Consider the following 13,925-nt stretch of genomic DNA (forward strand, 5'->3'; position numbering starts at 1 on the left):
TGCGGAAAATCAGCAAGGAGATGCACACGGTAGTCACGAATCCGATCAGCAATTCCATTACGGGCTCCTTTACAGGTAGGCCGTTGGCTCGCGCGGGCAGGCTTGCTGACGGGCTGGTACAACGAGAGCGCGGCGCGCGGCGCCGCGTGCGATCCTGGCACGCCGGTCAGGCCGCCTTGCGTTCGTAGAACGTGACGGGAACCGGCACGGCCGCGGGGTGCTCGACACCGCAGCGGCTCGCACAAACGCCCTGTTCCGCCATGAGGTTGCGCACGGTTTCCTCGCACTTGCCGCAGCAAGTGGCGACCCCGAGTTCGAACTGGAGTTCGTCGAAAGTGTCCACGCCTTCCGCGAGGGATGCGCGAATCTTCCGATCGGAAACGGACTTGCACACGCAGACGATCATGATGGAGCGCGATAGCTAACGTTAATGCGAATTATTATCATTATATTTGTTGGGCTTGGCAAGCGTGGTCCTGGGTTTTTTGTAACAAAACCAGGTGTTTGGAAGGGTTTCCGGGCGACGGCGCGGGTGCGCGGCTACGCCGGATGGGCGGAGGAGGCGGCCGTGCGGGGCGAAGAAATGGTGACGGATTCGACCGGGACGTCGAGCCCGAGCAGCGTTGCCGCGAGCGTCTGCAGGTGCAGGCCGTCGCTCGTCGAGCACAGGCGCGGCGGCGGCGCCGGCGGTGCGGCGGCGGGCGCGTGCAGTCCGCGCTCGTCCAGGATCCGCGAAAGCTGGCGGGCAATCGCATCGCCCGTGTCGATCAGATGCAGGCGGTTGGACGTTATGTCGCGGATCGCGGCGTCGAGGAACGGGTAATGCGTGCAGCCGAGTACGAGCGTGTCGGCGCCGGCCGCGATCATCGGTTCCAGGTAGCCCGCGAGCAGCGCGCGCAGTTCGGGCGAGCCGGTGTCGCCGCGCTCGACCGCCTCGACGAGGCCGTGCCCCGCCTGGCAGATGAAGCGGCAGTCGTTCGCGCAGCGCGCGATCAGCGCTTCGAAGCGCGCGCTGCGCAGCGTCGCCTGCGTCGCGAGCACGCCCGCGACGCGCGTCTTCGAATGCAGCGCCGCCGGCTTGATGCCGGGCTCGACGCCGACGAGCGGAATCGACAGACGCTCGCGCACGACCGCGATCGATTGCGCGGTGGCCGTGTTGCACGCAACGACTAGCGCCTTCGCGCCCTGCGCGGCGAGCCATTCGCCGATCGCGAGCGTGCGCTCGACGATGAACGCATCGTCGCGCGGGCCGTACGGTGCATGGCGGGAGTCGGCGACGTAGACGAGCGCCTCGTCGGGCAGCCGTTCGCGCACCGCGCGCAGCACCGACAGGCCGCCGAGCCCCGAATCGAAGATACCGATCGGCGCACGGGCGGGCGATATGCGGGAGTCGGAAGCGCGCGGCGTCGTCATGCGGGCGATCGAACGTGAATCGAATGAAGATCGAGCGAGAGCGGAATGACTGGAATTACTCCGATGAGCCCATCATCGACTGCTGATAGTTCTGGATGCCGACCTTGCCGATCAGGTCGATTTGCGTTTCGAGCCAGTCGATATGCTCTTCCGTATCGTCGAGGATCTTCTCGAAGATTTCGCGCGACACGTAATCACGCACCGATTCGCAATACGCGATCGCTTCCTTGCACGTCGCCTGCGACACCTGTTCGAGCTTCAGGTCGCACTTCAGGATTTCTTCGGTCTCCTCGCCGATCAGCAGCTTGTGCAGATCCTGCAGGTTCGGCAGACCGTCGAGCATGAAGACGCGTTCGATCAGCCAGTCCGCGTGCTTCATTTCGCCGATCGACTCGTCGTATTCGTGCTTGCCGAGTTTCTCGAGGCCCCAGTGCTTGTACATCCGCGCATGCAGGAAATACTGATTGATCGCAGTCAGTTCGTTCTTCAACTGGGCATTCAGATATTCGATGACTTTCTTATCGCCTTGCATGTTCGTTCCTTATGACGTGTGGGGCTTGAATTTCTGAACGATAAACGCTTGTTCCTGAAAAGCCAAGGGCGAATCCGTTCGATCTCCGAATGGTGGAATGGATCCGCGGCATCAAAAAGGCCGGATTGAAATCCGGCCTGAAAATCATTCGTATTTACACGTTCGCAACGGAAATCTTGCCGATCTTCGCCTGCCACTCCTTCGGCCCCGTCTGATGGACCGACGTGCCTTGCGAATCGACCGCGACGGTCACCGGCATGTTCTCTACGTCGAACTCGTAGATCGCTTCCATGCCGAGATCCTCGAACGCGAGCACCTTCGCGTGGCGGATCGCCTTCGACACGAGGTATGCGGCGCCGCCGACGGCCATCAGGTACGCGGCGTTGTGCTTCTTGATCGCGTCGATTGCGACCGGGCCGCGTTCCGCCTTGCCGACCATCGAGATGAGACCTGTCTGCGCAAGCATCATTTCGGTGAACTTGTCCATCCGCGTCGCCGTCGTCGGGCCTGCCGGGCCAACCACTTCGTCGCGCACCGGATCGACCGGGCCGACGTAGTAGATCACGCGGTTCGTGAAGTCGACGGGCAGCTTTTCGCCCTTCGCGAGCATGTCGGCGATGCGCTTGTGCGCGGCGTCGCGGCCCGTCAGCATCTTGCCCGACAGCAGCAGCGTCTGGCCCGGCTTCCAGCTCGCGACTTCTTCAGGCGTCAGCGTGTTCAGGTCGACGCGCTTGCTGGCTTCGGTGTTCGGTTCCCAGTGGACCTTCGGCCAGGCGTCGAGCGACGGCGCTTCAAGCTTGGCCGGGCCCGAGCCGTCGAGCACGAAGTGCGCGTGGCGCGTCGCCGCGCAGTTCGGGATCATCGCGACGGGCTTGCTCGCCGCGTGCGTCGGCGCGGCCATGATCTTCACGTCGAGCACGGTGGCGAGGCCGCCGAGGCCCTGCGCGCCGATGCCGAGCGCGTTGACCTTCTCATGCAACTCGACGCGCAACTCCTCGACCCAGTCTTTCGGGCCGCGCGCGATGATCTCCTGGATGTCGATCGACTCCATCAGCGATTCCTTCGCCATCAGCATCGCCTTCTCGGCGGTGCCGCCGATGCCGATGCCGAGCATCCCCGGCGGGCACCAGCCCGCGCCCATCGTCGGGACCGTCTTCAGCACCCAGTCGACGATCGAATCCGACGGGTTCAGCATCACGAACTTCGACTTGTTCTCCGAGCCGCCGCCCTTCGCCGCGACCTGCACGTCGACCTTGTCGCCCGGCACGATCTCGTAGTGGATCACGGCCGGCGTGTTGTCCTTCGTGTTCTTGCGCGCGCCATCGGGCGGATTGACGATCGACGCGCGCAGCACGTTGTCCGGATGCGTGTAGCCGCGGCGCACGCCTTCGTTGATCATGTCGGTGACGCCCATCGTCGCGCCGTCCCAGCGCACGTCCATGCCGACCTTCACGAAGATCGTGACGATCCCCGTGTCCTGACAGATCGGGCGGCGGCCTTCCGCGCACATGCGGCTGTTCGTCAGGATTTGCGCGATCGCGTCCTTCGCGGCCGGGCTCTCTTCGAGCTCGTATGCACGGCCGAGCGCCTGGATATAGTCGAGCGGGTGGTAGTAGCTGATGTACTGCAGCGAATCCGCGATGCTCTGGATCAGGTCTTCCTGTTTGATGACGGTCATGGCTGAGACTCTGTGAGGACTGTGGGTATGGGAATCGACTCAGGCCGACTGTTGCGCCGGCTCGCGCGGCGCCGACGGAGGCGTCGGCGCTTCGTGATGATGCTCGGGGTGCGTGTGCGTCGTCAGGCGGTCGACCCACGCCATCACGAGCGCCGACACGAGGAACGCGACGTGGATCAGCACCTGCCACATGATCGCGTGCACCGTGTGCTGGTCCGGATTGATGAAGGTCTTCAGCAGATGGATCGACGAGATGCTGATGAGCGCCATCGACAGCTTCACCTTCAGCACGCCCGCGTTCACGTGGTCGAGCCATTCCGGTTCGTCGGGGTGGCCTTCGACGCCCAGGCGCGATACGAAGGTTTCATATCCGCCGACGATCACCATGATGAGCAGGTTCGAGATCATCACCACGTCGATCAGGCCGAGCACGGCGAGCATGATGTTCGTCTCGTCGAGGCCGGTCGCGTGCGACAGCAGGTGCCAGACTTCCTTCAGGAACAGAAACACGTAGATCGCCTGAGCAACGATCAGACCCAGATAAAGGGGGACTTGCAGCCAGCGGCTCATGAAGATGACGGCGGGCAGCGGGCGCATCTTGCGGCGGGCCGGGCGGGCGGCGCGCGGATCGGTCGGGGCGGCGGACATGGTCGGGCGAAGCGGGGACGCGGGGAAATGGAGCGGTTTTTGAAAAAAAGCGCGTCATTGTAACGCGTCGGTGGGGCCGCTTGCAGCGGCGCAGCATCGCGGCGCGGCGGCGCGCGTGTCGCAAAGGGGCGGGGTGACGCGCCGGCGCGTCGATTGCTTAGGGCGAGACGGGCGGCGCGCGCCGCACGCGCAGGCTCGCGAGCACGATCCCCGTCACGACGCACGCGAGCGCGAAGCCGTGCGCGAGCGTCGGCCGCTCGCCGAGGAACAGGATCCCGTAGAGCGCGGCCGAGATCGGCAGCACCGCGCTGAACACGCCCGCGAGGCTGCCCGGCACATGGCGGATGCCCTTCATCCACAGCCAGAACGAGAAGATGCTCGCGGACAGGCCGTACCAAACGACGAGCGCCCAGATGCTCGCCGGCACGCTCGCGTAATCGAAACGCCAGAGCGCGCTCGCGCCGAGCGGCAGCATTAGCAGCAGGCCGAACAGATGGGTGTATGCGCAGATGTCGATCGGTGCGAGCGTTTGCGTGAGGCGCCGCGACAGAATCACGTAGATCGACTCGCAGCAGACCGCGCCGAGCATCAGCAGGTTGCCGGCGAGCGAGCTTGCGTGCCCGCCGCCGCCTTCGCTCGCCGTGCCGTTCGCGAGATTGATCGTCACGACGCCGACGATCGCGAGCGCAATCGACACGAGCGCACGCCCGTTCGGTTTCTCGCGCAGGAAGATCCACGCGAACAGCGCGACGACGGCCGGGATCGTGCTCGTGATGACGCCTGCCGCGACGGCGCTCGTGCGCTGCACGCCGTTCAGCATCAGCAGTGTGAACATGAACGTGCCGAAGAACGCCTGCAGAAACAGGTTCAGCCATTCGCCGCGCTTGACGGCGCGCATCTTGACCGGGCTGAAGAGCGGCCAGAGCACAGCGTTCGCGATGACGAAGCGCAGCGTGGCGAGAATGGCGACAGGAACGAAGACGACGATCGATTTGCCGATGCCGACGTTGCTGCCGACGAGCAACATCGACACGATGAGAAAGAGAGCGTAGCGATTCAAGCTGGAATCCAGGCGACGAGTTAGTTAGCATTGTAGGGGCGCGTGAAAGCTAGCGTAAAGCAACGCAGAGACGCTCGTCGCGTAAGTGACGGGTAAGTTCCGGCGCTTATCGTGAAAAGACCTGCATCGCTTTGCCGCGGCCGTTCGTGTGGTGCGATGCAGCATCGCGCGTCGCATGAGCCGCATGCGGCGCGCAGGGTGGGAGACAGGCGCGTCGCGCGCCAATTAGACACGGCGCGCCCGATCGCGCCGACATGTAGTGGGTTCCAAGTTCACCAAGGGGTAGTCGATGTCTGCGATTGAATCGGTTCTGCACGAACGCCGCCAGTTTGCGCCGCCCGCCGCCGTGGAAAAGGCGGCCGCGATTTCCGGCATGGCGGCTTATCGGACGCTTGTCGAAGAGGCCGAGCGCGATTACGAAGGATTCTGGGCGCGGCTCGCGCGCGAGACGCTCGAATGGCGCAAGCCGTTCGGCAAGGTGCTCGACGAGTCGAATGCGCCGTTCTACAAGTGGTTCGAGGACGGCGAGCTGAACGCGTCGTACAACTGCCTCGACCGACACGTCGCCGCCGGCCTCGGCGAGCGCGTCGCGGTGATCTTCGAGGCCGACGACGGCACTGTCACGCGCGTCACCTACGCCGATCTGCTCGCGCGCGTCTCCCGCTTCGCGAACGCGCTGAAGAAGCACGGCATCGGCCGGGGCGATCGCGTCGTCATCTACATCCCGATGTCGGTCGAAGGGATCGTCGCGATGCAGGCGTGCGCGCGGATCGGTGCGACGCACTCGGTCGTGTTCGGCGGCTTCTCGTCGAAGTCGCTGCACGAGCGCATCGTCGACGTCGGCGCGACCGCGCTCGTCACTGCCGACGAGCAGATGCGCGGCGGCAAGACGCTGCCGCTCAAGAGCATCGCCGACGAGGCGCTCGCGATGGGCGGCTGCGACGCGGTGAAGAGCGTGTTCGTCTATCGCCGCACGGGCGGCAAGGTCGACTGGCACGCAGGCCGCGACGTCTGGATGCATGAGGCCGTCGCAAACGAATCCCACACATGCGAGCCCGAGTGGGTAAGCGCCGAGCATCCGCTCTTCATCCTCTACACGTCCGGCTCGACGGGCAAGCCGAAGGGCGTCCAGCACAGCACGGGCGGCTATCTGCTGTGGGCCGCGCAGACGATGAAGTGGACGTTCGACTGGAAGCCGACCGACGTGTTCTGGTGCACGGCCGACATCGGCTGGGTCACGGGCCATTCGTACATCACGTACGGGCCGCTCGCCGTCGGCGCGACGCAGGTCGTGTTCGAAGGCGTGCCGACCTATCCGAACGCGGGCCGCTTCTGGAAGATGATCGGTGACCACCGGGTCTCCGTGTTCTACACCGCGCCGACCGCGATCCGTTCGCTGATCAAGGCGGCCGAGGCCGACGAGCACGTGCATCCGAAGAGCTACGACCTGTCGAGCCTGCGCATCATCGGCACGGTCGGCGAGCCGATCAATCCGGAAGCGTGGATCTGGTATCACAAGAATGTCGGCGGCGAGCGCTGTCCGATCGTCGATACCTGGTGGCAGACCGAGACGGGCGGCCACATGATCACGCCGCTGCCGGGCGCGACGTCGACCGTGCCGGGCTCGTGCACGCTGCCGCTGCCGGGCATCATGGCCGCGGTCGTCGACGAGACCGGCCAGGACGTGCCGAACGGGCAGGGCGGCATTCTCGTCGTCAAGCGTCCATGGCCGGCGATGGCGCGCACGATCTGGGGCGACCCGGAACGCTTCAAGAAGAGCTACTACCCCGAAGAGCTCGGCGGCAGCCTCTATCTAGCGGGCGACGGCACCGTGCGCGACAAGGAAACCGGCTACTTCACGATCATGGGCCGCATCGACGACGTGCTGAACGTGTCCGGACACCGGCTCGGCACGATGGAGATCGAGTCGGCGCTCGTGTCGCACGAGCTCGTCGCGGAAGCGGCGGTCGTCGGCCGGCCGGACGACACGACGGGCGAGGCGGTTGTCGCCTTCGTCGTGCTGAAGCGCTCGCGTCCGGAAGGCGAAGAGGCGGCGGCGCTCGCGAAGGTGCTGCGCGACTGGGTCGGCAAGGAAATCGGGCCGATCGCGAAGCCGAAGGACATCCGCTTCGGCGACAACCTGCCGAAGACGCGCTCGGGCAAGATCATGCGGCGCCTGCTGCGCTCGCTCGCGAAGGGCGAGGCGATCACGCAGGATACGTCGACGCTCGAGAACCCCGCGATCCTCGAGCAGCTCGCCGAAGTGCGCTGAGCGCGTCCGACGCACGGCGCGTGATCGAACGCGCGTCGTTCGAGCCCCTGCGCGGCAATCCCGATTGCCCGCGCCGGGGCTTTTTGCTACATAAGCGCATGGCCGCTCCATCTTCCTCGACGTCGTCGCATGCCGCCGAACCGCCGCCCGTGCCGGCGACGCTTGCGCGCGCGCATGCGCGCTACTGGCGTTTCAACGTCGCGCTGATCGCGATGCTGATGACGATCGGTTTCGCGGTATCGTTCGTCGCGCCGCTCTTCGCACCGGCGCTCGCGCATCTGCGCTTCGCCGGCTTCAGCCTGCCGTTCTACGTCGGCGCGCAAGGCGCGATCCTCGTCTACCTTGCGCTGATCGCCGTCTACATCGTGCTGATGCAGCGCGCGGACCGGATCCTGCGGCGCGACTACGAAGCTTACGCGGACGAAGCGCAACGTAACGACGCCGTTCCGTCGGACGCCGACGCATGCTGACGAATCGACTGGTTCGGGCGTACGCGCTGTATACGATCGGCTTCGCCGCATTCGTGCTGCTGCTCTGGTGGATCGAGCGCGCGACCGGACCTGGCGTGTGGATCGGCTACGTGTTCCTGTTCGTGCCGATCGCGGTCTATGCGGTGATCGGATTGCTGTCGCGTACGTCGGATCTCGTCGAATACTACGTTGCCGGGCGGCGCGTGCCGTCCGCGTTCAACGGGATGGCGACCGCCGCCGACTGGCTCTCGGCCGCATCGTTCATCGGCCTCGCAGGGTCGCTCTACGCGACGGGCTACGACGCGCTCGCGTACCTGATGGGCTGGACCGGCGGCTTCTGCCTCGTCGCGTTCCTGCTCGCGCCGTACGTGCGCAAGCTCGCGCGCTATACGATTCCCGACTTTCTCGGCACGCGCTTCTCGAGCACGCTCGTGAGGGCGCTCGCGGCGGTCGCCGCGATCCTGTGCTCGTTCGTCTACCTCGTCGCGCAGATACAGGGCATCGGCCTCATCGCGACGCGCTTCATCGGCGTCGACTTCTCGATCGGCATTTTCTGCGGGCTCGCGGGGATCCTCGTCTGCTCGTTTCTCGGCGGGATGCGCGCGGTTACGTGGACCCAGGTCGCGCAGTACATCATCCTGATCATCGCGATCCTGCTGCCGGTTTCGCTGATTGCGATGAAGAACGGCCTCGGGCCCGTGCCGCAGTTCAACTACGGCCGCCTGATGTCGCGCGTCGAAACGCTCGAGGCGCAGGTGCGCGACGCGCCGCAGGAACGGCAGGTGCGCGACGCGTATCGCCGACAGGCGGCCGAGATCCAGTTGCAGCTCGATCGGCTGCCGGCCTCGTACGTGGACGCGCATGCGAGGCTCGCGAACGAAGTCGCCGCGCTGCGCCGGCACAACGGGCCGCTGCGGGAGATCAACCAGCGCGAGCGGGAGCTCGCCGAGTTTCCGCGCGATCCCGCGGCGGCGCGGGTCGTGTGGGAGCAGATGCGCGACGATCTGCTCGCGCGCGCGGCCGATCCGGTGCCGATGCACGAGCCGTTTCCGGCCGCGAGCGACGACGAACGCCGGCCGCGCGAACGGAACTTCCTCGCGCTGCTGCTGTGCCTGTCGCTCGGCACGGCGAGCCTGCCGCACATTCTGACGCGCTACAACACGACGACGTCGGTTGCGTCCGCACGCCGCTCGGTCGGCTGGACGCTGTTTTTCATCGCGCTGTTCTACTTGACGGTGCCGGTGCTCGCGGTGCTCATCAAGTACGAGATCCTGACGAACCTGGTGGGGCGGCCGTTCGCCGATCTGCCCGCGTGGATCACGCAGTGGCACAGATTCGAGCCGGGGCTCATCAGCGTCGTCGACCAGCTCCGTGACGGCATTGTTCATTGGTCCGAGATCCAGATGCAGCCCGACATCGTCGTGCTCGCGGCGCCGGAGATTGCGGGGCTGCCGTACGTCGTGTCGGGGCTGATCGCGGCGGGCGCGCTCGCCGCGGCGCTGTCGACGGCGGACGGCTTGCTGCTGACGATCGCGAACGCGCTGTCGCACGACGTCTATTACCACATGGTTGCACCCGGCGCGTCGAGCCAGCGGCGCGTGACGATCTCGAAGGTGCTGCTGCTCGGCGTCGCGTTGTTCGCGTCGTACGTCGCGTCGCTGAATACCGGGAAGATCCTGTTTCTCGTCGGGGCGGCGTTCTCGCTCGCGGCTTCGAGCTTCTTCCCGGTGCTCGTGCTTGGCGTGTTCTGGAAGCGCACGACGACGCGCGGCGCGGTCGCAGGGATGGTGACGGGGCTCGGCGTGTGCATCTACTACATCGTGTCGACGTACCCGTTCTTTACGCAGATCACGGGCTTCGCGGGGCCGAGCTGGTTCGGCATCGAGCCGATCAGCTCCGGCGTGTTCGGTGTGCCGGCGGGGTTCGCGATGGCGATCGTCGCGAGCCTGCTGGATCGGCGGCCGGGTGCGTATACGAACGCGCTCGTCGACTATATCCGACATCCTTGATGTCGGGTTTCTCCCGGGAGTGGCGGCCCGTCCCCGGAGTTTGCTATACTTGCCGTCTTCCCGGAGAGATGGATGAGTGGTTTAAGTCGCACGCCTGGAAAGCGTGTATAGGTTAATAGCCTATCGGGGGTTCGAATCCCCCTCTCTCCGCCAGTCCTTCCAAACCCTTGTAGAATCACGATTTCCCAATCGTAAGAAGGGTTTAGGCATGGTGGACAAGGTGGGTGGTACACCGGGACAAATGACAAACCACCTCACGCGGCGCGGCGCGCGCTACTACTTCCGCCGAAAAATTCCCGCATCCCTTCACGCGCACTACGGCAAGAAAGAGATCGTTCACGCGCTCGGCACTTCCGACTATCACGAAGCCAAACGATTGGCCGCAGTCCATACCGTGCGGACGGATGCGGAGTGGGCGATTCTCGTAGCCAAGCATACGCGCACGGACGCGTGGCTGGCGGATTCGATCCTGCATTCGGATGAAGGTGAACAGGAGTATCGGGCCAACAAGGCGCATCATGACGCCGCCAGCAAGGGCCAACGCGAGGCGCGCGAAAGCGTAGATCGCATCCTTGCCGGTTCTAACTTGCCATCTGCGGCCCAATTGGCGTACTTGGAGGCAACCGGAGGCTATGCTTTCGACGATCGACCGACGCCAGAGCAGGCCGCTAACGCGCCCAGCAAATCTAAGGCTGCCTCCTCGGCCCGCACGGTGAAGCCTTTCGGCGGCCCCACAGGACGCGATAACGCTAATGCAGCCGTGTCGCTGTCCGCCGCCCCGAGTTGGTCGCCGGATTCCCTCAGCTTGGCGCAGTTGTGCGAGAAGTGGGCCAGCGAGCGCAAGCCAACTGCACGCACAAAAGATAAGTACGAATTGGCCGTTAGCCGTTTCTATGATCTGGTTGGGCGTTTCCCCGCCGATCAAATCACGCGCCGCCATATCGTCGAGTTCAAAGACAAGCTGCGCGAATCGGGTGTCAGCATCCCGACCACGAACCACACGCTTGATTGCCTCGGTACACTCTTCAATTTCGGGCGTGATAACGAGCTGGTTCGCGATAACGTGGCGCGGGGTGTTCGCCTCATGGACAACCGCCCGAACAAGTCTAAGCGCCTGCCATACACGCTAGATCATCTGCGGACGATCTTTTCCAAGCTACCCGACCGGAACGCGGACAGAGAAGGTTTTTGGTTGCCGGTCCTTGGCCTGTACACGGGCGCGCGGCTTGGTGAGCTTTGCCAGCTAACCCCTACTGACGTGCGCGAAGAGACTTATTTCGATATGGACGGGAATGAGTCCCGCGCGTGGTGCATCTACATCACGAACGAAGGCGAGGGAAAGCGGGTCAAAACGGCAAGCAGCGTGCGGCGTATTCCGGTGCATCCTGTATTGATCGATCAAGGCTTTATCGAGCTTGCACAATCCCGCAGCAGCAGCCCGCGCATCTTCAATCTTGGGCCGAATAAGGACGGCGAATTCGGACAGGACTGGTCGAAGGCATACGGAAGATTTCTGCGCGGCACGTGCGGTATTACCGACCCCAAGCGCGTGTTTCACTCGTACCGGCACACGTTCAAGGAAATTTGCCGCGATTGCGACATTGGCAAGGAACTGGCGGACGCCATGCAAGGACATGACGACGGCGATAGCTCGGACGACTATGGCGGCGAGTTCTACCCGCTGTGACCTCTTGTGCGAGCCATGAGTGCGTATAGAATCAAGGGCCTAGAGCTACCAATCAAGCCTAACGGGCTTCGACAGGAGTAGGGAATTTGATGCAACAGTCGGCGGACATATATGCTTTGATGATTAGCGAAGTGGCTAACCGCCTCGTCGCCGCCTCAACGTTCCTCGAATCATTCAAGAGCGGGGGCGGTGTGGCATTTCTTGAGTCGTCCGCACTGCAATTGCGAAAGGCGCTAGAGTCAGTCGCCTTTGCCGCGATTGCTCCGAATCAAGCCGCATACGCAGCGTGCCGTGCTAAGGCGGACAAGAATAAGGACTTTACGAAGGATTATCATGCAAAGCGCGTATTCAATGATCTAGGGAGGATCAACCCCGATTTCTATCCGATGCCTGTTTTGCTCGGTAAGAACAGTGCTGCCCAGGATTCACCTAATAACCACTTTCATTTCGACCGCAAGGAATCGGGCTACCTCACCAAAGACGAATTTATCGATGTGTATGATCGCCTTGGTAAGCATCTGCACGCCCGTAACCCTTGGAGCACAGGGGATGCATATGCCGGCTTGCCCGAAATGATCGACAAGACGGTAGACGCCGCCCACGGACTTATCGAACTACACGTCGCATTTATTCGCACGCCCCAATTCTCGGGTGTATGGCTAACTGAGATACCCCGAGGTACGCTAGTGCCGAAAATGGTACTGGCCCAGGCGGATGGGCCGTATGTCGTGCGGAATAGGGCCTAAGAGGGGGCGTGATGCTGCGCCTGTTCCCACGGGCTGAACTGGTAGATGGTGTGCTTGCAAAAGCGGAATCCATCTCACCGGGCGTGCAAAATACTATTCGGCCAATTGCTCCGCGCAAGCCCGCTTGACCGTCGCCGCGCTCACGCCGAAGTGTTCCGCCGTCGCCGCGATGGTTGCGCCGTTCTCGGCTCGCCAGCCTTTAATCTCGGCGTAGTCGGCGGCGCGCTGGCGGCCTGTGTACTTCCCTTCGGCCTTGGCAATTGCTACGCCTCGCCTCTGCATCTCGGCCCGGTTCTTGTCGTCTGCTTCGCCCTGCGCGGCCATGAATGCCAGTACAGCGTCTCGCGTGGCCTTCTCAATCGGGTCCATCGCGCCGCCATCGAATACCATGCCATTCAACGTGCATTCGACACGAACGCCCATATCCATCAAGCGGCGCATCGTTCGGCGCAATTCGTCGTATCGGCGGCTGATTCGGTCGAGCCAGCGGACAATCAGCACGCCGCCGTGCCGCAAGTCATGTTCTACGCGCTGCCATTGCTGGCGTTGATCCGGCGCGACGTGATACCCGCTCACGCCTTCGTCAACGAACACATCTTTTTCCTTGACCCCGTGCGCTTTCGCGTCGGCGTATTGGCTGACTGCTGATTGTCCGTCCGTGGTGGAAATGCGGCCGTAGTAGAGTTTCCGCATGGCTCGCTAGCTCACATACGGTCAATCCTATTGAGCTATATTTTCAATGGCTTACGAATGGCTCAATAAGGTACACCCTACTGATCCAGTATTGCAGGGATTCCGGCCAGCCTTTCGCCAGCAATTCGCGGTATCGCCGCGCAACGGTATGCGTGTGCGGCTTGTCATCGAGCCAGCATGTCACGCGGTACGCCCTCAGTCCGTATTACGGGTTGTACAAATATCGGCTCGCGTCGAACGTTGGAGAAAAACCATGGCCCATCTCGCGAATCGCCGTGACACGGCGTCAAGACTGATCCAAGCATCGCCTCGGGCGATCTACGATGCTTTCGTGAAGCGCGAGGCTGTGTCGGCGTGGTTGCCGCCACAGGGCGCGACCATGGAGGTCCAAACCTTCGAGCCGCGCATCGGCGGGCGGTTTCAGATGACACTCACTTTCGCCACTGCCCTCGGCAAGTCGACGGTCAACACTGATGTCGTGGTCGGTCGCTTTGTCGATCTCGTCCCGCAGGAACGCGTCGTCCAGATTTTCGAGTTCGCCTCAGACGATCCCGCCTTCGCCGGAACGATGACGATGACTTGGGTTCTGACGGCTGCTGCGGACGGCACAATCGTCACCGTCACTGCCGAGAACGTCCCGCCCGGCATCGGGCAAGCGGATCATGAAATCGGCATGAGCTCGTCGCTCACCAATCTCGCGGCCTACGTCGAATAAGG

Annotated in this window: 13 protein-coding genes and 1 tRNA gene; 7 read left to right on the forward strand and 7 right to left on the reverse strand. The window is 63.5% G+C overall.

From position 1 onward, the window contains the following. Window positions 1–166 precede the first annotated feature (166 nt). The 6 genes from WS69_RS00110 to WS69_RS00135 form a co-directional block, all read right to left on the reverse strand. On the reverse strand, window positions 167–406 hold the full coding sequence (locus WS69_RS00110) for a (2Fe-2S)-binding protein (RefSeq protein ID WP_059468820.1): 240 nt from the start codon (window positions 404–406) through the stop codon (window positions 167–169). Window positions 407–540: 134 nt separating this feature from the next. Then, window positions 541–1,413: a glutamate racemase gene (gene murI / locus WS69_RS00115; protein ID WP_059468821.1), complete on the reverse strand. Its 873-nt coding sequence runs from the start codon at window positions 1,411–1,413 to the stop codon at window positions 541–543. 55 nt (window positions 1,414–1,468) lie between these two features. Then, window positions 1,469–1,945 (reverse strand): bacterioferritin, encoded by a 477-nt coding sequence (bfr, locus tag WS69_RS00120; protein WP_059468822.1) that lies wholly within the window; start codon window positions 1,943–1,945, stop codon window positions 1,469–1,471. A gap of 154 nt (window positions 1,946–2,099) precedes the next feature. Further along, window positions 2,100–3,623, reverse strand: coding sequence for a fumarate hydratase (locus WS69_RS00125; RefSeq protein ID WP_059468823.1), 1,524 nt, complete (start codon window positions 3,621–3,623; stop codon window positions 2,100–2,102). Between the two features lie 39 nt (window positions 3,624–3,662). Further along, window positions 3,663–4,271, reverse strand: coding sequence for a TIGR00645 family protein (locus WS69_RS00130; protein ID WP_059468824.1), 609 nt, complete (start codon window positions 4,269–4,271; stop codon window positions 3,663–3,665). A gap of 157 nt (window positions 4,272–4,428) precedes the next feature. After that, window positions 4,429–5,331, reverse strand: a complete 903-nt coding sequence (locus tag WS69_RS00135; RefSeq protein ID WP_059468825.1) for a DMT family transporter — start codon at window positions 5,329–5,331, stop codon at window positions 4,429–4,431. Window positions 5,332–5,620: 289 nt separating this feature from the next. Here WS69_RS00135 and acs point away from each other — a divergent pair, with 289 nt between their 5' ends. The 6 genes from acs (at window position 5,621) to WS69_RS00165 (ending at window position 12,515) form a co-directional block, all read left to right on the forward strand. Continuing rightward, window positions 5,621–7,603 carry an acetate--CoA ligase gene (gene acs, locus WS69_RS00140; protein WP_059468826.1) on the forward strand — a complete coding sequence of 661 codons (1,983 nt, stop codon included), beginning with the start codon at window positions 5,621–5,623 and terminating at the stop codon, window positions 7,601–7,603. A 149-nt stretch (window positions 7,604–7,752) separates the two neighbouring features. Then, entirely contained in the window at window positions 7,753–8,073 is a 321-nt protein-coding gene (locus WS69_RS00145; RefSeq protein ID WP_197419186.1) for a DUF4212 domain-containing protein, read from the forward strand. Further along, window positions 8,067–10,082, forward strand: a complete 2,016-nt coding sequence (locus WS69_RS00150; protein WP_059468828.1) for a sodium:solute symporter family protein — start codon at window positions 8,067–8,069, stop codon at window positions 10,080–10,082. Before WS69_RS00145 ends, WS69_RS00150 begins: the two co-directional genes overlap by 7 nt. 62 nt (window positions 10,083–10,144) lie before the next feature. After that, window positions 10,145–10,235, forward strand: a tRNA-Ser gene (locus WS69_RS00155). 55 nt (window positions 10,236–10,290) lie between these two features. Beyond that, window positions 10,291–11,769, forward strand: coding sequence for a site-specific integrase (locus WS69_RS00160; RefSeq protein WP_059468829.1), 1,479 nt, complete (start codon window positions 10,291–10,293; stop codon window positions 11,767–11,769). Between the two features lie 89 nt (window positions 11,770–11,858). Further along, complete coding sequence (locus tag WS69_RS00165; protein WP_059468830.1) at window positions 11,859–12,515, forward strand: hypothetical protein; 657 nt, start codon at window positions 11,859–11,861, stop codon at window positions 12,513–12,515. 93 nt (window positions 12,516–12,608) lie between these two features. Here WS69_RS00165 and WS69_RS00170 read toward each other — a convergent pair whose 3' ends face one another. Continuing rightward, window positions 12,609–13,208 carry a recombinase family protein gene (locus tag WS69_RS00170; protein ID WP_059468831.1) on the reverse strand — a complete coding sequence of 200 codons (600 nt, stop codon included), beginning with the start codon at window positions 13,206–13,208 and terminating at the stop codon, window positions 12,609–12,611. Between the two features lie 253 nt (window positions 13,209–13,461). On the opposite strand from WS69_RS00170, the gene WS69_RS00175 reads away from it, so the two are divergent. Further along, entirely contained in the window at window positions 13,462–13,923 is a 462-nt protein-coding gene (locus tag WS69_RS00175; RefSeq protein ID WP_059468832.1) for an SRPBCC family protein, read from the forward strand. Window positions 13,924–13,925: the final 2 nt, after the last annotated feature.

Origin of the sequence: Burkholderia sp. BDU5 (assembly GCF_001522845.1) — a bacterium.
GTDB classification, from domain to species: Bacteria; Pseudomonadota; Gammaproteobacteria; order Burkholderiales; family Burkholderiaceae; genus Burkholderia; species Burkholderia mayonis.

Bases quoted from the DNA above. Each gene is read 5' to 3' on its own strand.
- WS69_RS00130 (WP_059468824.1), bottom strand. From the start codon at position 4,271: ATGTCCGCCGCCCCGACCGATCCGCGCGCCGCCCGCCCGGCCCGCCGC.
- WS69_RS00160 (WP_059468829.1), top strand. From the start codon at position 10,291: ATGGTGGACAAGGTGGGTGGTACACCGGGACAAATGACAAACCACCTC.
- WS69_RS00125 (WP_059468823.1), bottom strand. From the start codon at position 3,623: ATGACCGTCATCAAACAGGAAGACCTGATCCAGAGCATCGCGGATTCG.
- acs (WP_059468826.1), top strand. From the start codon at position 5,621: ATGTCTGCGATTGAATCGGTTCTGCACGAACGCCGCCAGTTTGCGCCG.
- murI (WP_059468821.1), bottom strand. From the start codon at position 1,413: ATGACGACGCCGCGCGCTTCCGACTCCCGCATATCGCCCGCCCGTGCG.
- WS69_RS00165 (WP_059468830.1), top strand. From the start codon at position 11,859: ATGCAACAGTCGGCGGACATATATGCTTTGATGATTAGCGAAGTGGCT.
- WS69_RS00175 (WP_059468832.1), top strand. From the start codon at position 13,462: ATGGCCCATCTCGCGAATCGCCGTGACACGGCGTCAAGACTGATCCAA.
- bfr (WP_059468822.1), bottom strand. From the start codon at position 1,945: ATGCAAGGCGATAAGAAAGTCATCGAATATCTGAATGCCCAGTTGAAG.
- WS69_RS00170 (WP_059468831.1), bottom strand. From the start codon at position 13,208: ATGCGGAAACTCTACTACGGCCGCATTTCCACCACGGACGGACAATCA.
- WS69_RS00110 (WP_059468820.1), bottom strand. From the start codon at position 406: ATGATCGTCTGCGTGTGCAAGTCCGTTTCCGATCGGAAGATTCGCGCA.
- WS69_RS00150 (WP_059468828.1), top strand. From the start codon at position 8,067: ATGCTGACGAATCGACTGGTTCGGGCGTACGCGCTGTATACGATCGGC.